At 40.0% G+C, this 17,246-nt stretch carries 14 protein-coding genes; 5 read left to right on the top strand and 9 right to left on the bottom strand.

Annotation, left to right across the window (positions count from 1 at the left end; genetic code table 11):
• Nucleotides 1-336 precede the first annotated feature (336 nt).
• The gene (glgX, locus tag WSC_RS0101430; protein ID WP_016954132.1) at nt 337-2,535 is read left to right on the top strand and encodes a glycogen debranching protein GlgX; all 2,199 of its coding nucleotides are present in this window, start codon (nt 337-339) and stop codon (nt 2,533-2,535) included.
• Here glgX and WSC_RS0101435 read toward each other — a convergent pair.
• Together WSC_RS0101435 and WSC_RS0101440 are read right to left on the bottom strand one after the other, a co-directional pair.
• On the bottom strand, nt 2,532-3,527 hold the full coding sequence (locus tag WSC_RS0101435; RefSeq protein WP_016954133.1) for a hypothetical protein: 996 nt from the start codon (nt 3,525-3,527) through the stop codon (nt 2,532-2,534). The genes glgX and WSC_RS0101435 overlap by 4 nt on opposite strands.
• A 72-nt stretch (nt 3,528-3,599) precedes the next feature.
• Nucleotides 3,600-4,331 (bottom strand): NUDIX hydrolase, encoded by a 732-nt coding sequence (locus tag WSC_RS0101440; RefSeq protein ID WP_016954134.1) that lies wholly within the window; start codon nt 4,329-4,331, stop codon nt 3,600-3,602.
• A 475-nt stretch (nt 4,332-4,806) separates the two neighbouring features.
• On the opposite strand from WSC_RS0101440, the gene WSC_RS0101445 reads away from it, so the two are divergent.
• On the top strand, nt 4,807-7,419 hold the full coding sequence (locus WSC_RS0101445) for a glycoside hydrolase family 3 protein (protein ID WP_016954135.1): 2,613 nt from the start codon (nt 4,807-4,809) through the stop codon (nt 7,417-7,419).
• A gap of 805 nt (nt 7,420-8,224) precedes the next feature.
• On the opposite strand, the gene WSC_RS0101450 is transcribed toward WSC_RS0101445, so the two are convergent.
• On the bottom strand, nt 8,225-9,937 hold the full coding sequence (locus tag WSC_RS0101450) for a M56 family metallopeptidase (RefSeq protein ID WP_016954136.1): 1,713 nt from the start codon (nt 9,935-9,937) through the stop codon (nt 8,225-8,227).
• Complete coding sequence (locus WSC_RS0101455; protein ID WP_016954137.1) at nt 9,937-10,317, bottom strand: BlaI/MecI/CopY family transcriptional regulator; 381 nt, start codon at nt 10,315-10,317, stop codon at nt 9,937-9,939. Before WSC_RS0101455 ends, WSC_RS0101450 begins: the two co-directional genes overlap by 1 nt.
• Nucleotides 10,318-10,506: 189 nt before the next feature.
• On the opposite strand from WSC_RS0101455, the gene WSC_RS0101460 reads away from it, so the two are divergent.
• A complete protein-coding gene (locus WSC_RS0101460; protein WP_016954138.1) occupies nt 10,507-10,779 on the top strand; it encodes a type II toxin-antitoxin system Phd/YefM family antitoxin in 273 nt (90 codons plus the stop codon).
• Between the two features lie 152 nt (nt 10,780-10,931).
• Nucleotides 10,932-11,033 (top strand): type II toxin-antitoxin system YoeB family toxin, encoded by a 102-nt coding sequence (locus WSC_RS25200; RefSeq protein ID WP_237716267.1) that lies wholly within the window; start codon nt 10,932-10,934, stop codon nt 11,031-11,033.
• Between the two features lie 445 nt (nt 11,034-11,478).
• Here WSC_RS25200 and purD read toward each other — a convergent pair whose 3' ends face one another.
• The 4 genes from purD to dusB form a co-directional block, all read right to left on the bottom strand.
• Nucleotides 11,479-12,768: a phosphoribosylamine--glycine ligase gene (gene purD, locus WSC_RS0101465; protein WP_016954139.1), complete on the bottom strand. Its 1,290-nt coding sequence runs from the start codon at nt 12,766-12,768 to the stop codon at nt 11,479-11,481.
• A gap of 18 nt (nt 12,769-12,786) precedes the next feature.
• Nucleotides 12,787-14,373 carry a bifunctional phosphoribosylaminoimidazolecarboxamide formyltransferase/IMP cyclohydrolase gene (purH, locus tag WSC_RS0101470; RefSeq protein WP_016954140.1) on the bottom strand — a complete coding sequence of 529 codons (1,587 nt, stop codon included), beginning with the start codon at nt 14,371-14,373 and terminating at the stop codon, nt 12,787-12,789.
• A 97-nt stretch (nt 14,374-14,470) separates the two neighbouring features.
• Nucleotides 14,471-14,764, bottom strand: coding sequence for a DNA-binding transcriptional regulator Fis (gene fis, locus WSC_RS0101475; protein ID WP_016954141.1), 294 nt, complete (start codon nt 14,762-14,764; stop codon nt 14,471-14,473).
• 1 nt (nt 14,765) lies between these two features.
• A complete protein-coding gene (gene dusB, locus WSC_RS0101480; protein WP_026016603.1) occupies nt 14,766-15,746 on the bottom strand; it encodes a tRNA dihydrouridine synthase DusB in 981 nt (326 codons plus the stop codon).
• 495 nt (nt 15,747-16,241) lie between these two features.
• On the opposite strand from dusB, the gene WSC_RS0101485 reads away from it, so the two are divergent.
• The gene (locus WSC_RS0101485; RefSeq protein WP_016954143.1) at nt 16,242-16,877 is read left to right on the top strand and encodes a hypothetical protein; all 636 of its coding nucleotides are present in this window, start codon (nt 16,242-16,244) and stop codon (nt 16,875-16,877) included.
• Nucleotides 16,878-16,964: 87 nt separating this feature from the next.
• Here WSC_RS0101485 and WSC_RS0101490 read toward each other — a convergent pair whose 3' ends face one another.
• The gene (locus WSC_RS0101490; RefSeq protein WP_016954144.1) at nt 16,965-17,153 is read right to left on the bottom strand and encodes a hypothetical protein; all 189 of its coding nucleotides are present in this window, start codon (nt 17,151-17,153) and stop codon (nt 16,965-16,967) included.
• Nucleotides 17,154-17,246: the final 93 nt, after the last annotated feature.

Below are 17,246 nucleotides of genomic sequence, written 5' to 3' on the forward strand. Positions count from 1 at the left end.
TAACTGTATTTGTTGTCCACAACCTGAAGAAAAAGCATAGGAGCAATAACTTAGAGCAAAATTTCTTTTTCAGGGATGAAAAAGCGAAGCGTACAGGGATGTATTCACAGCGGTTTTGCGAAAGTTATGCTCCTGTGATTTTGGGCATATAGCAGTGAATTAGCAGCGATTTTTCACAGATGTTTCAGTAAGCCTGAATATATTGCACATCATGCGCCACCAATTGAAACTCCATTCTCAGACTGATTGAACGAAATTTATCCATTTTTATTGATCTTGTCACAATAACTGGTTACAAATAACTAAGGCTGTAGCAGAGAACCAAGGAGGCTTCATATGCTTAAGCGAACCACGGGTAAAATTCTACCCGGCAAACCGTATCCACTCGGTGCAAATTGGGATGGCAATGGAGTCAACTTTGCACTATTTTCACAAGCGGCACAGCAAGTAGAACTGTGTTTGTTTGATGCAAAAACACATAAAATTACCGCAAACTATTTTCTAACCGAACATACAGACCAAGTTTGGCATATTTACCTGCCCAATTTAAAACCCGGGCAACTGTATGGTTATCGTGTACATGGGCCATACAAACCCGAAAAAGGTTTAAGGTTTAATCCAAACAAACTGCTTATTGACCCATACGCGCGCTCGATTGCTGGCGAATTAAAATGGCATGATTCAATATTTCCGTATCAAGTGGGTGACCCAAGTGATCCGCAGTTAGACCTGGTTGCCAATACTGAAGACAGTGCCCCCTATATGCCAAAAAGCCAAGTAATTGATAGTGGTTTTGACTGGGCGGATGATATAAAGCCAGATATAGATTGGCATAAAACCGTGATTTATGAACTACATGTTAAAGGTTTTACTCAGCTTAACCCGTTATTGCCAAAACATTTACGCGGCACTTATTTAGGATTGGCGCAGCCGCAAGTTATTGAATATTTTAAAAAGCTCGGTGTTACAGCAATTGAATTACTGCCTGTTCATTATTTTTTAAACGATCGTCACTTAGTTGAACGCGGCTTAACCAATTATTGGGGTTACAACTCAATTAACTATTTTGCCCCAGATCCGCGTTACGCCAAACAAGATGCAGTAAAAGAATTTAAACAAATGGTGCAAGCGCTGCACGCCGCTGGGTTAGAGGTTATTTTAGATGTTGTGTATAACCATACGGCTGAGGGGAATCATTTAGGCCCTATGTTGTCGTTTAAAGGTATTGATAATGCTGCTTATTATCGCCTAGTGGATGGTATGCCAAGGTATTACATGGACTACACAGGCACTGGCAATACCCTAAATATGATGACACCAAAAGTATTGCAGCTGGTAATGGATAGCTTGCGCTATTGGATTGAAGAAATGCATGTCGATGGATTTAGGTTTGATCTCGCATCCGCTCTAGCGCGCGAACTACATGATGTTGATAAGCTAGGTGCGTTTTTTGACATCATTCATCAAGATCCTGTGATCTCTCAAGTTAAATTAATTGCCGAGCCTTGGGATGTTGGCGAAGGTGGTTATCAAGTCGGAAATTTTCCAGTCGGCTGGACTGAATGGAATGGTAAATATCGCGATTGTGTACGTTCTTTTTGGAAGGGCGATGATGGCAAACTTGGTGAGCTGGCTTATAGGTTAACTGGCTCAAGTGATTTGTATCAGCACAATGGTCGTAGACCTTACGCCAGTATTAATTTTATTACCGCGCACGATGGTTTCACCCTACACGATTTAGTTAGTTACAACGACAAACACAATCTTGCCAATGGCGAAAACAACCAAGATGGTGACAACCATAACTTGAGTTGGAACATGGGCAAAGAGGGCATAAGTCGCAGTGACAAAGTAAATGCACTAAGGCGCAAGCAAAAACGCAACTTAATGGCGACTTTGTTGTTATCACAAGGTGTACCTATGCTCACGGCTGGCGACGAATACGGCCGAAGCCAACAAGGTAATAATAATGCTTATTGCCAAGACAATGAAATTAGTTGGTTTAATTGGCGCAGCAGTCAAGACAAACAACACTTGTTTGAATTCTGCCAGCAGTTACTCAAAATACGAGATAAACACCCTATATTTCATCAAAGGCACTTTTTCCAAGGTCATGCTGTGCGGGGCAGTGAAGCCAAAGACATTACTTGGTTAGGCAAAAGTGGTGAAGAAATGTCAGATGAAGAATGGCAGAACCCAGACACCAAATATGTAGGTTTGCATTTGCACGGCCAAGCATTAAAAGATGTAGATGAGAAAGGCCAACCGCTGACAGACACAGATTTTGTTATTCTGCTGAATGCTGATCATAAAGATATTAAGTTTGCCATGCCAAATAGCTTAGGTAATGACTATAGCTGGCGGGTGGTGTTTGATACCGCCTACGACAACATCAGCAGAAAGCTGAAAAACATGCGCTATCACGCCGGTAGTTTATATCTGCTGCAAAGCCGCTCTTTCGTGTTATTAGAAAAAGCGCCTGTGCGCAAAAAAGCAATTAAACCACGTTTGTTGCCTTTAGTTGTCGCAGACTAAATTCGACAAAGTGAGTCAATAGCTACTTGCGCTAAAAAGATATCACAACGCGGCACATGTGCTCTGTGCTGATGTTGTGAGTAATAACTAACAAACAGCTTACCTTGTTGGTAACACATACCTGGGTAGCTGTTGTCACCACCGCTGGGTAATTCAAGTAACGGCTTGAGCTTAAAACCTTGGGCCGTTTGACCTAGCTCAAATAACCAAGTGGTTAAACGGTATTTTTTACGCCAAGGTAAAAAGCGTCTGGCAGCAACAATAATACGACCGTCTGGCAATTGCTGTAATTTCGGCCCACCTAAATACTCACCTAAATCAAACCATTGCCATTGAGTGTATGGGGCTTTAGCTATGCCTAACTGCGCGGTGAAACTGTCGGCATCGCGCCTTAACAAACAATAAGCAGTGCCATCATCCAAAAATAAAATATCACTTTCGTTAGGGTAACCTTTGCCATATTTAGCTAAACCGAAAAAGTTATCTAATAAAATTTGGTAATAGTTATTTCTATCGCCAGCCATTAATTTTACTCGGTTGGCTCTGCGATTATAAGCGACGCCTAAACTAGCGACTTGCGCTACAGGTGAAGTAACTGTACGCCACAACCACCAATTGTTTTCGCCCACAACTTTGGCTTGTGAGAAGCTTCGACCGTTTTGACTGACGCTAATGCAGTTTTCATTGGCAATATTGCGCAGTTGGCCATTGTGTTGTTGAAAACGTTTGCGATAGTAAAGTAATTGCAATTGCCCATTTGCATCAATGGACAACTTTGGATCGCGTAAATCTGCTAAATATTCTGCAACTGTGCAGCACACTTGCCAGTTTGTCGCATCGTTTGAGCTTAAAATAATAATGCGCCCATCGGCACTGACATGGTTACTCGCTTGGCGAAAACAGCAGAAAAATTTGTCTTGGTAAAAGACTAAATCGGTAAAAGCGTTGTGTTTGTTGTTACTGTAGATACAGCTGAGCTGTTCAAGTTTCATTTGTGCTTCTCAAAAACAAAAAAGGATGCAAACGCATCCTTTTGAATATCTAGTTACTTTATCAATACTAGCTTAGTATTCGAAATTAAAACCAAACTCTTTGAGCTTTTCGTACACGTGTACGTCGAAGCGATACAAGGTCGCAGCTCTATGTGCAACCGCCGTTTGTTTCTCTTTGCAGTTAATTAATAAATTCATTTTTTGAATTTTACGACGGAAGTTTGGTTTATCTAATTTTTTATCCAAAATTGCTTCGTAAATTTCTTGCAGCTGTAACAGTGTGAATTTTTCTGGCAACAAACTAAAACCGATTGGTTCGTGGCGAACTTTGTATTTAAGTTGCTCTAAACACTTATCGAGTATTTCTTTGTGGTCGAAAATTAACTCAGGTACGTCGTGTACATTAAACCAAGCAACCTCATGGGTGTTTTCCCCTTGATGTATATTGGCTTCGTCAAAACGGACTAAAGCGTAATAGACCACAGTAATAATGCGTCTCAATGGGTAGCGATTTACTTTACCAAAAGCACCAAGTTGGTCTAAATGAAAGTTTTCAACGCCTGTTGTCGCGGAAATAACCCGTGAAGCGGCATCTTCTAAGTTTTCGTCGGTATGAACCCAATGGCCAATCAGACCCCATTTGTTGGCAGCCAAACCTTGTTTGTATTTTACCAGTAAAACTTTTAATTTTCCGTCTTGCATTGCAAATATCAGGTTATCAACAGAGATATTTGGCATGGATTTTTCGGGCAGCTGTTCTTCATTATCCATTTCAGCGGCCATTAAATTGATAGTGTGTGTCATATTGTTGTTTTGAATATTTTATTTAAGGGTCAAAAATAATTGTGCTCAAGCCTTTTGTATACAAATTTGTATACAGATTGCTCAGAGTTTACTCGCTTTTCTTACAAAATAGAACACATAATGCGTGGGTGTATTCGCTGGTAAGACCTTCTAATTACTAATTAATTTTGCCTTTATTGTATAAAGGTGACATAAAACAGAGGTTTAGGCTTTTTATATATGGATATTGATTTTAGTTTTCGCATATTTTGTCAGACGCTTTTTAAACTAAATTGTTGTGCAAGCTTTTGTTGAAAGCGCATGCACAAAGTCACTTTTGGTGTTTTTCATATAGTATGACTGAATATTTCAAGCTTCAGTCATAGTAATCAAATATATCTCCTTATGATAACATTTGCAGAAAACGTTTACATTAATTGCGATTTTGTGCCATCCTATATAAATATTTCAATCAAACATACAAAACGGTGAGGCTATGTTTAATTTAAATCAACAAAAAGTAGCTTTAAGGATGAACTTAATCAAGGCATTGGCGATTGGCGCAACTGCTGGTTTGCTTGGTGCTTGTTCTGCAGCAAATGACGACGACACTGCAACTGATGGCGCTAAAAAGCAAGCGCTTTCAGATACCAGTGTGGCTAAAGTAACTTGGCCAAATGCCAATACAAAACTTAAACGCGATCCTGCGGTAGAAAAACAAGTTGCTGAAATTTTAGCTGGCATGACGCTTGAACAAAAAGTTGCGCAAATGGTTCAGCCAGAAATTGGTTATTTAACCCTAGAGCAAATGCGTAAATATGGTTTTGGTTCGTATTTAAATGGCGGTAATACTGCGCCATATGGCAATAAAACTGCGACCCCGCAGGAATGGCTAAAATACGCGGATGAAATGTATGAAGCTTCTACCGACGACTCAATAGATGGCAGCACTATTCCTGCTATTTGGGGCACAGATGCTATGCATGGGCATAGTAATGTATCCGGCACCACCTTGTTCCCGCACAACATAGGTTTAGGTGCGATGAACAACCCTGAGTTGATCCGTAAAATCGGTGATGCTACCGCTAAAGAGGTATCTGTAACTGGTATTGAGTGGAGCTTTGCACCTACTGTGGCAGTGGTTCAAGATGATAGATGGGGTCGTACTTACGAAAGTTACTCGGAAAAACCTGAAATAGTTAAAGCTTATGCGACCGCTATGGTTGAGGGGATTCAAGGCGAAATAGGTGTAGATTTTTTACAAGGTTATCGCCGAATTGCCACAGCTAAACACTTTGTGGGTGATGGTGGTACATTAAATGGCATCGACCGTGGTGACACCATTGCTAGCGAAGAGCGCATGCGCGATATTCACGCAGCGGGTTATTTCACTGCAATTGAAGCGGGTGTGCAATCGGTAATGGCTTCGTTTAATTCGTGGAAAGGCAAGCGCCTGCACGGTCATAAATACTTATTAACTGACGTATTAAAAGAACAAATGGGCTTCGACGGTTTTGTTGTATCAGACTGGAACGGTCACAAATTTGTTGATGGTTGTGATTTAGAGCAATGCGCTAACGCGATTAACGCTGGTGTTGACGTACTTATGGTACCAGAGCACTACGAAGCTTTTTACCACAATACTATCGCGCAAGTGAAAAGCGGTGAAATTCCGATGGCGCGTATTGATGACGCGGTTACGCGTTTTTTACGCGCCAAAGTGCGTTGGGGATTATTTGAAAAAGGCAAACCATCTACCCGCATTCTTGCGAATGATTTATCTGTATTTGGTGCAAAACCACACAGAGAAATAGCCCGCCAAGCGGTACGCGAATCGCTCGTTTTACTAAAAAACAATCAGCAGATTTTACCGCTAGATCCTAAGCAAAAAATTCTAATCGCCGGGGATGCTGCCGACAATATGGCAAAACAAGCAGGTGGTTGGAGTGTCTCATGGCAAGGCACTGACAATACTAATGAAGATTTCCCTGGTGCAACAACCGTTTATGCAGGTTTGAAAACCGCTATTGAAAACGCAGGTGGTAAAGTTGAATTTGATGTAGCAGGCAACTATCAAACTAAACCTGATGTAGCAGTTGTGGTCATAGGTGAACCCCCATATGCTGAATGGTTTGGGGATATCCAATACATTGAATACCAAAAACAAAATAAAGCTGACTTAGCTTTATTGAAAAAACTTAAAGCAGATGGCATACCTGTTGTAACCGTGTTTATTACGGGTCGTCCACTTTGGATGAATAAAGAAATAAATATGTCGGATGCATTTGTCGCTGCTTGGTTGCCAGGCTCTGAAGGCCAAGGTGTTGCCGATGTTATTTTGACAAAAGCCAATGGTGAGATTAATTACGACTTTAAAGGCAAACTTTCATTCTCATGGCCTAAGTTTGATAGCCAAGTTGTGTTAAATCCACATGATGAAAACTATGATCCATTGTTTGCTTACGGATTTGGTTTAACCTATCAAGACAAAGTTGAATTAGCCAAATTGGATGAAACCTCTCGTGTTAAAACACAAAAATCAACTGATATGGGCTATGCACTTTTCTATCGTCAATTAGCGCCAGAATTAAATTGGGTGTTGGGTGACAAAACAAATTGGTCAGTGATTGTTAATGGCCCAGCTGGTACCACTGAAAAGAGTGAAAACTTAACAGTTCAAGGCATTAACTTAGCTTACCAAGAAGATGCGCGTAAGTTTGTATGGGCAGGTGGCGCAGACGCCGCGGCTAAATTGGCTTACAACGGCCAGCAAGATATGGCTGAATTTGTTGAAGCTGACAGCGTATTTAACTTTGACTTGCGCATTGATAAGTTTGCTTCTGCTAAAGTGACCATGGGGTTATTCTGCCAGACTGAACAAACGGGCTGTGCAAGTGAACTGGATATAACTGATTTTATCAACCAACAAAAAGTCGGCCACTGGGTTAATGTATCAGTTGATGTAAGTTGTTTAGCGGGTACTGATAAAGTTAGCTCAGTTAAAACCGCATGGAAAGTACAAACTGCTGGTGAATTAGGTTTAGCTGTATCGAACTTGGCTATTCAAAAAGCGGATGGCAAAAAAGCACAATTTAGCGTGTGTAACTAGTAATATAGACGAATCGCAAGGATGCGAATGTTTCAGTGCACTATAGACGCAAATCACTAGAGCATAACTTTCGCAAAAACTCTTCAAGTACATCCATGTAAGCTTGGACTTTTCATCCATGAAAAGTACATTTTGCTCTAAGTTATCGCTCTAGCACTTTGCTCGATATCTTGTGAAAAACACCCAGGCAGTCATCTTTGTCGACGACGGTTTTAGCAGCAATATAAGTGTTTGATAGAGTTAACTCGAATGCTGATTTTCTAAAACTTCAAACGTCTTGGATGACGTTTGGGAGCGTCCAGGACGGATTTACTGCGTTTTTAGAAAATTATGCTTCGAGTTAGCTTGATTGCACATAGCTGAAGCACTTCAGATTCAGTGCTCTATAAACGCAAATTACTAGAGCATAACTTTCGCAAAACCGTTTTTCATATTTTATAAATCAATGTCGCCTGTTCATCCGTGAAGGTGAGGCCCTGTCGTCATCCCTGACTCCACCTCTTTCAGCTGCGAAGCGGTGCTTCGGTCTTCAATCGCCCCTGAAAAGTACATTTTGCTCTAAGTTATCGCTCTAGCACTTCGCTCAATATCATGTGTATCCTCACCTAAATGGTCGTCTTTTTTTGAGATGGTTTCAGCAGCAATATAAGTGTTTGATAGAGCTGACTCGAATGCTGATTTTCTAAAACTTCAAACGTCTGGGATGACGTTTGGGAGCGTCCAAGGATGGATTTACCGCGTTTTTAGAAAATTATGCTTCGAGTTGGCTTGATTGCACATAGCTGAAGCGCTTTAAGTAAATGCTCTATATATGGTCGAGAATTGGTGACCAAGCAATAGTTTGTTGTGCCGATGTTAAAGCCATTGTTGGTTGCTCTTGTGCATAGGTATTTAATAACTCTTGCGCCACTTCATCAGCTGATTCGGTATTACCTAAATTGATTAACAGTGCATGTTGCATGTTTAATAGATTTTGTCGTTCACCTGCTTTGTTTAAAAACAAGCGGGCTTCTACTATTTGTAGCGCTTGTTCATACTGATAGTTTTCTGCATATACCAAAGCGACAAGTTGTAAGGTCCCAAGCTTGGAACGAGGGGAGACTAAATCAAAAGTATTGGTTATTTCGAGTGCTTTCTCTGGATTGTCTAATTTTAAATAAGCCGTCGCTAAATGATGACGATAAAATAATGGAATCACATTAATATCTGTACCGTATCGATTAGAAATCAACTCGACTATCTGTTGATTTTTTCCTTGCTGCTGCAACAAAAAATGCTGGATTGAAGTTACTTGCATCAAGAGTCGGCGTTCTTGTGAAGGTGATAAACTAGGTCGATTGCTTAGCCATGTTTCGATATCTGTGTAAGTTTGGTCAAGCTGGCTAACATCAGGATTAAGTGAATTTTTGCTTAATTCAACTAATGTTTTTAATTGCTGATTGTAAGCCCTGTTTTCCGCAACATCTTCCAAATAAATAGACATTAATTGATTCGGTTGTTTTTGCGCTTTTAATTGGATAGCTAGTTGCTGCAGTGCTTGGTAACTAGACTCAGCAGTTGTACTATTTATATGCGCACTTGCCAGCGAACAGATAAATATACTGGCTGATGCAATACCTAAGTATTTCACTTTCATGGTTTTCTCCTTGTTAAGCGACTTCAGCCGCTGAATGTTGTTACTGCGGTTGCTTTCAATGGTTGAAATGTAGTTCAGGCTAGTGTTTGACCCTACGGGTGAAGATTGCACTAACATGATTTGGGCTAAATCTAAGCTATATCTTTCGTTTTTTATTTTGTAGCAGGTTTCATCGCAGCTGAACTCAATGAGTAATGTGATTTGTTGTACCAGCAGTTGTACTAACGGGTTCCAGAAAAATAATCTTGCACTAAATGCACAAACCCATTTCTTTGCTGGATCAAAATGGCGTATGTGCGTCAGCTCGTGCAGTAAGATGCTATGAATTTGCTCTGACTGAACGGATTTTTCATTTAACCAAATAACTGGGTGTATAACGCCTGTTGTCATCCCTGCTGGGGCATCTGGGCTCACCGATAGTTTGATCTCTCTGCGACTGAAACTAGTTGATGTAAAGTTATGTAAGCTTAATAGTTCATCAGCGTTGTGCGCGCCGTAACTTAGTTTGTTCAAGTAATTACGATAATTAATCAGGTCAAGTACAAATAATGCAGTACCAATGGTGAATAGAATTTTTAGTACCAGCTCAAGATTTATAATATTGACGAGCTGCCAGCCATCGCTTTGAACTGTGTGTGATAATTGCGAATTAGCGCTGCTAGTCGAATTATCGACCGGTAAATAGCTATAGATATTTAGTGGTTCAGGCACTGCTAATATAGGTTGTTGCAGTGGTAACTCAATTAAACTCCATGGGATAAACCAACTTAGTAAAGCGACCATCAGTACGGCTAGGCGTAATTTAGCTGGAGATTGCGTTAGTAGCTTAGCTGTTAGTAATAGCAAGATACTGATAATCGAATTAGTGATTAAATAGTCCATTATTTTTTATCCAATTTAGCCTTCTTTTCATTTAAATACTGCTGTAAATATTCGATGTCTTCAGCCGACAATTTGTCATCTTCAATTAGGTGCGTGATTAAGTTGCCGGTTTTGCCTGCAAAGAAGCGTTTAATAAAATTAGGTAAAACTGAAGACGTTAAAGATTCCTGCGTCACAGCTGCTTCGAATACTAAAGCCCGTCCTTGTTTACCCGTACGTTTAATTGCTTGTTTTTCTTCGAGGCGATCAATTATGGTTTTAACTGTGTTGTAAGCTACGTCTTTATCTTGGCAGATCCACTGATGGATTTGTTTGGCGGAGCATTCGCCTTGCTGCCAAAAATATTTCATTACATCTAATTCGAAATCACTTAATTTCATTATGTCTCCTATATAAAACTACATTTGTAGTTAATAATTAACTACAAATGTAGTTTTATATAGGAGCAGTGTCAATAGAAATGTTCGAAATATATACAATTTTTTACTTGGGCTTTTATTCACTGGTAGCGTTAGTATATCTTTTGTACTAAACTGTACGACAGTTCCGTACGAAATATTGGGTTGGTTATGAATAGCATAAGCATTAATCAGTTTAGAGATAACTTAAAATCTTGTGTTGATAAAACTGTTAGTGAGCATGAGCCTTTGCGAGTAACAAGGCGTGCGGGTGATGACTTTGTTGTAATGAGTGCAGACGATTGGGAGCGAGAGCAAGAAACTTTACACGTGCTGCAAAGTAGCAGTTTAATGCAACAAATAGCGGAATCGCTGCAAACTCACAGCAATAAACAAGGTTATAAACCAACTAAAGAGCAATTAGATGAGATCACTAATCTTTGAAGGCAAGACTTGGTTGGTTTATGAGCAATTGAGAGAAAAAGACAAAAAATTACACAAGTCTTTGTGCAAAGTATTAAAAGAAATGCTCAGATCCGACCCCCCCCGCCACAGGACTAGGCAAACCAGAACCTTTAAAGCACAACTTGACTGGCTTGTGGTCTAAACGCATCTCACAAAAAGATCGACTGATATATAAATTTGACGACGAGTATATCTATATTTTCGCCATCGGCGGGCATTATGACGACCATTAAAGCGTTATTGTTTGTAAATTTCTGCGGTGTTTTAGGTTCACTGCACTATACACGCAAATCACTAGAGCATAACTTTCGCAAAAACGCTGTAAGTACATCCATGTAAGCTTGGACTTTTCATCCATGAAAAGTACATTTTGCTCTAAGTTATCGCTCTAGCACTTTGCTCGATATCTTGTGAATAAACACCAAGCAGTCAAATTTGTCGACGACGGTTTCAGCAGCAATATGAGTGTTTGATAGAGCTGACTCGAATGCTGATTTTCTAAAACTTCAAACGTCTTGGGTGACGTTTGGGAGCGTCCAAGGATGGATTTACCGCGTTTTTAGAAAATTATGCTTCTAGTTAGCTTGATTGCACATTGCTCTAGTGCGTTGTTTTACACAAACAAAAAAGCCGAATCTTTCGATTCGGCTTTTGCAGCATTAAATAACTGAAAATTAATTATTTAGCTTGTTCACGCTCAATTGCACGATAAGCAATGTCGTCACGATATTGAACATCTTGCCACTGAATTTGTTTAACTAATGCATATGCACGTTGTTGTGCTTCAGTCACGCTGTTACCTAATGCTGTCGCACACAATACGCGGCCACCGTTAGTTACAACTTTACCATTTTGCATTTCAGTACCCGCGTGGAATACTTTCTCGCCCGCAATTTCTTCTTTTGGTAAACCAGAAATTACATCACCTTTGTTGTATTTAGCAGGGTAACCGCCAGCGGCTAATACCACACCAACAGAAGCACGAGGGTCAAATTCAGCAGTTGCTTGGTCTAACTTACCTTCAGCACCAGCAATACATAACTCAACTAAATCAGACTGCATACGCAACATAATAGGTTGAGTTTCTGGATCGCCAAATCGACAGTTATATTCAATCACTTTAGGTTGACCATCTTCAGTGATCATTAAACCAGCGTATAAGAAACCAGTGTACTCGTTATCTTCTTTCGCCATACCTTCAACTGTTGGCAAAATAACTTGATCCATAATGCGTTGGAAAACTTCATCCGTTACAACTGGCGCCGGAGAGTATGCACCCATACCACCAGTGTTAGGGCCTTTGTCACCGTTTAATGCACGTTTGTGATCTTGGCTAGTTGCCATAGGTAGCACGTTTTTGCCGTCAACCATAACAATAAAGCTAGCTTCTTCACCAGTTAAAAACTCTTCGATAACAACACGGTTACCCGCATCACCAAAAGCATTACCCGCAAGCATATCTTTAACTGCTGCTTTAGCTTCTTCAAGCTCCATAGCAACAATTACACCTTTACCCGCACACAAACCGTCTGCTTTGATAACAATTGGCGCACCAACTTTATCTAAATAAGCTAACGCTTGCTCCATATCAGTGAAAGTTTGATATTCAGCTGTAGGAATATTATGGCGAGCTAAAAAGTCTTTAGTGAAAGATTTAGAGCCTTCTAACTGAGCTGCTTTTTCAGTTGGGCCAAATACTTTTAAACCGGCTTCGCGAAACGCATCTACTACACCAATAACTAATGGTGCTTCTGGGCCAACAATAGTTAACTCAACGTCATTGTCTTGAGCAAAAGCGACTAAAGCTTTGATGTCTTCAACCGCAATTGAAACATTGGTTAATTTTGGCTCTAACTCAGTACCTGCATTACCAGGAGCAACAAAAACTTGTTCAACTTTAGGAGATTGTGCGGCTTTCCACGCTAGTGCATGCTCGCGGCCGCCGCCACCAATTACTAATACTTTCATTTAAATATTCCTTTGTGCTTAGTGTCTGAAATGACGCATACCAGTGAAGACCATAGCCATGCCATGTTCGTCAGCTGCTGCAATAACTTCTTCATCACGCATTGAACCGCCAGGCTGAATAACTGCAGTGATACCTGCTGCTGCCGCTGCGTCAATACCGTCACGGAATGGGAAGAATGCATCAGATGCCATAACTGAACCTGCAACTTCTAGGTTCTCGTCGGCCGCTTTAATACCAGCAATTTTAGCACTGTATACACGGCTCATTTGGCCTGCGCCAACACCAATAGTTTGGTTGCCTTTACAATAAACAATAGCGTTAGATTTAACGTATTTAGCCACTTTCCAGCAGAATAATAAATCTGTTAATTCAGCTTCAGTTGGTTGACGCTTAGAAACTACTTTAAGATCTGCTTGTTCAACCATGCCTTGGTCGCGATCTTGTACTAATAAACCACCGTTTACGCGCTTATAGTCGTAACCTGTAGTTTGCGCAGACCACTCACCGCATACTAATAAACGTACGTTTTGTTTAGCTGACACAACTTCGATTGCTGCTTCAGAAACTTTAGGTGCAATAATCACTTCAACAAATTGACGGTCGATAATTGCTTGTGCAGTTTCTGCGTCTAATTCTTGGTTGAACGCGATAATGCCGCCAAACGCAGAAGTTGGGTCAGTTTGATAAGCTTTGTCGTATGCTTCTAATAGGTTTGCACCTAAAGCAACACCACAAGGGTTTGCATGTTTAACAATAACACAAGCTGGTTGAGTGAATTCTTTTACACACTCAAGTGCTGCATCTGTATCAGCAATGTTATTGTAAGAAAGTGCTTTACCTTGAATTTGAGTCGCGCTTGAAACAGACGCTTCTTCAAGGTTCTTTTCAACATAAAAAGCCGCTTGTTGATGGCTGTTTTCACCATAACGCAAATCTTGCTTTTTAATAAACTGGCTGTTGAAAGTACGTGGGAATTGGCTATCTTCAGCTTTTTCACCGTGGTAATCAGGTACTAATTTACCAAAGTAGTTTGCAATCATGCCATCGTATGCTGCAGTATGCTCAAACGCAGCAATCGCTAAATCGAAACGAGTTTGGTAGCTTAATGAATTTGCGTTGCCGTTCATTTCAGCTAAAACGCGGTCGTAGTCAGACGCGTTAACTACAATAGTTACGTCTTTATGGTTTTTCGCTGCAGAGCGAACCATAGTTGGACCACCGATATCAATGTTCTCAATTGCATCTTCTAATGTGCAATCAGGCTTAGCAACAGTGTTGGCAAATGGATATAGGTTTACTACAACCATATCTATACCTTGAATGCCATGCTCTGCCATTACAGCATCGTCTTGACCACGACGGCCTAAAATACCACCATGCACTTTAGGGTGTAATGTTTTTACACGGCCGTCCATCATTTCAGGGAAACCTGTGTAGTCAGAAACTTCAACGGCAGGAACATTGTTGTTTTGCAACAATTTAAACGTACCACCAGTAGATAGAATTTCAACACCAGCTGCAGATAATGCTTGTGCAAATTCTACAATACCAGTTTTGTCTGAAACGCTAATAAGCGCGCGCTTAATTGGGCGAGGCTGATCCATTATTTGTATAACCTTGAAAAAATTAATAGTGAGATTAGTCTAGTATCAAAATGGAAAAAGCACCCTTAGGTGCTTTTTCATTCAACAAAAATATGGCTTAGTTCATGCCGTATTTTTTTAATTTTTTACGTAAAGTACCACGGTTGATACCTAACATGTTTGCAGCACGTGTTTGGTTGCCACGTGTGTACAACATAACTTCTTCTAATAAAGGCGCTTCAACCTCAGATAAAACGATATCGTAAAAGTTGTCGATATCTTGTCCGTTAAGTTGAGACAAGTAGTTGGTCACAGCTTGCTTAACAGATGCGCGTAATGGCTTTTGAGTTTGTTCTTGAGTTGCGGTTACTGTACCAGTCACTAATTCAGGAGAAACATTTTGTTCGAACATATTAACTACTCTTCTCTTTTAAAAGTTTGTCAAAAAATTCAACTAGGCTGTCAATTTGCCCAGTAGCACCTTCGATAGCATTAAATGCACGGCGATAGCTTTTACTATCTGGGATATGATTTAAGTACCAGCTCACATGTTTGCGGGCGAGGCGATATCCTTTCTGGTCACCGTAAAAAATATGAATGTCTTTAACATGCTGAATTACAGTGTCTGCAATTTCAGCTAGTTGTGGACCTGCTGGCGTCTTGCCATATCTTAATAAATGGACAATTTCTTGAATTAACCAAGGATTGCCCTGAGCGCCGCGGCCAACCATAATGGCATCGGCGCCGGTAAAATCTTTTACTGTTAGTGCCTTTGCTGCTGTGGTGATGTCACCATTAGCAATAATAGGAATACTAACCTCTTGTTTAATTGCCGCTATGGTGGCGTATTCAGCTTCGCCTTTAAATAAACATTCGCGTGTGCGGCCATGAATAGCCAACGCTTGAATGCCTTCACCTTCAGCAATTTTAGCAATTTCAATTCCATTTCTATTTTCAGGCGACCAACCGGTTCTAATTTTTAACGTAACAGGTACATCCACCGAATTAACCACAGTGCGCAATATGCGCTGGACTAATTCTGGATCTTGCAATAACGCAGAGCCTGCTAGTTTTTTGTTCACCTTTTTAGCTGGGCAGCCCATGTTTATGTCGATAATTTGCGCGCCATTTTCGACATTAAACTGCGCAGCTTGTGCTAATAATTCAGGCTCGCAGCCTGCTATTTGCACAGAACGTATACCTCGTTCGTTGGTTAAATCCATGCGTGCTTTTGACTTGTCAGTATCCCAGACTTCTGGGTTGCTTGACTGCATCTCACCCGTTGTTAGTCCAGCCCCCATGGCTTGGCATATATGGCGAAATGGTTGATCCGTCACCCCAGCCATTGGCGCTAAAAATACTGGGTTATCTATAGTGTAAGGACCAATTTTCAACATAAACTAACTTGGTTAAAACACGACCACCTGAAAAAGGGCGGCTAGTGTACGGATTTTTTATCGCCTTGGAAAGCTTATTTTTTAAACAATTTAAATTTTTTAAATGTCAAGATATCGCAGCACATTTATCCTTAAAAAAACTGCCATGGTTGATCTAAGTTTGTAAATAAAATGCAGCAATTTGATTACGCAACCGGATCTAAACCTGAATGACTCTCTAATTTACAAGTCTAACGTCTAGCTAATATATTTAAGTTAGCCGAGTTCATGTGTGGCAAGTGCTAGAGAGCAAATAACTTGTTGGTTATAAAAAAGTATTTTTTGTAATAATGATGTGTTTATTTGATGTTTTATTTGTTTTTTATCGTTTATTATATCGCGTGTCCAATTATCAAGGCTTCTAATGTAGATCTTGAACTGGACAGAAAATTGCTTTCGATGTTTCATCGGAAGACAACAATAATAAATTTTGACTTCAAATAGGACATAAAAATGTTAACAAGGTTAATAATAATAATTACCGCGCTAGTCATATCTGGCTGTGCTTCTTTTCCTAGCGAAAAGCTAGCGAAAGTTGAATCATTACCAGATGTAAGCAGTTACAAGCAAAAACCGAAAGTAGTAATTGATCTAAAGTTATTTTCTGGCAAACCTGGTACTGAAAATGCGATAGAAATCGCACAAGCTCAACCAGAATTGCAACGTATAACTTCTAAAGTAATAGATGACGCCCAGTTGTTTGCCGATGTAAGTTATGATTCATTTGCACAAGCTGATGCTGATTATGTTATTAAATTGCACTTATATAATCACGGTGATCAAGGTGCAGCTGCAGTCATGGGCTTCTTATCTGGTTTTACATTTGGCGTTATTCCTGCCGCAGCAACAGATAAATATACGTTACAGGCAGAAGTATTCCAAAATAAGCAGTCGTTAACTACTTTGGAAAATAATGATGAAATGACGACTTGGATTGGAATTTGGTTTATTCCTATGATGGGAAATACACCACAAAAAGGATTTGAAGCAGTCTTCTCTAACATGGTTAAAGATGCATTAAATAAAATGGTTGCTGAAAAACAAATTAAATACGCTTTGTTACCGTACCCATTAAGAACTGTTAGTTAGTATTGCTGTATTAGCTTGATTAATACCAACAAAAACGCCCAGCAGTGCTGGGCGTTTTTGTTTTCAAACTAAATTTTTGGCTGAGGTTTAAATTAACCAGAATACCAAAAAGGCAACCAAGCTGCTGATGCCAAAAAATGCATATTCAATGCGTGCCATAACTAATTGGTCGCGGTCTTCTTTGCGCTCAATTGCACCTAAAACCACAAAAGTGATAAACATGGCAAGTGCTAATAACATAGCATTTACTTCTAACGCACTTAGTAAATTTTCCATCTCAATTCCAACTTAACTTGTGTTCAATCGAACGATTGAAAATTATCAATTCAAAAAACTGGCTATATTGTAATTAAGCAAAGACGTAAATGA

The sequence above is a fragment of the Catenovulum agarivorans YM01 genome (genome assembly GCF_000281085.1).
Taxonomy (GTDB): domain Bacteria; phylum Pseudomonadota; class Gammaproteobacteria; order Enterobacterales; family Alteromonadaceae; genus Catenovulum; species Catenovulum agarivorans.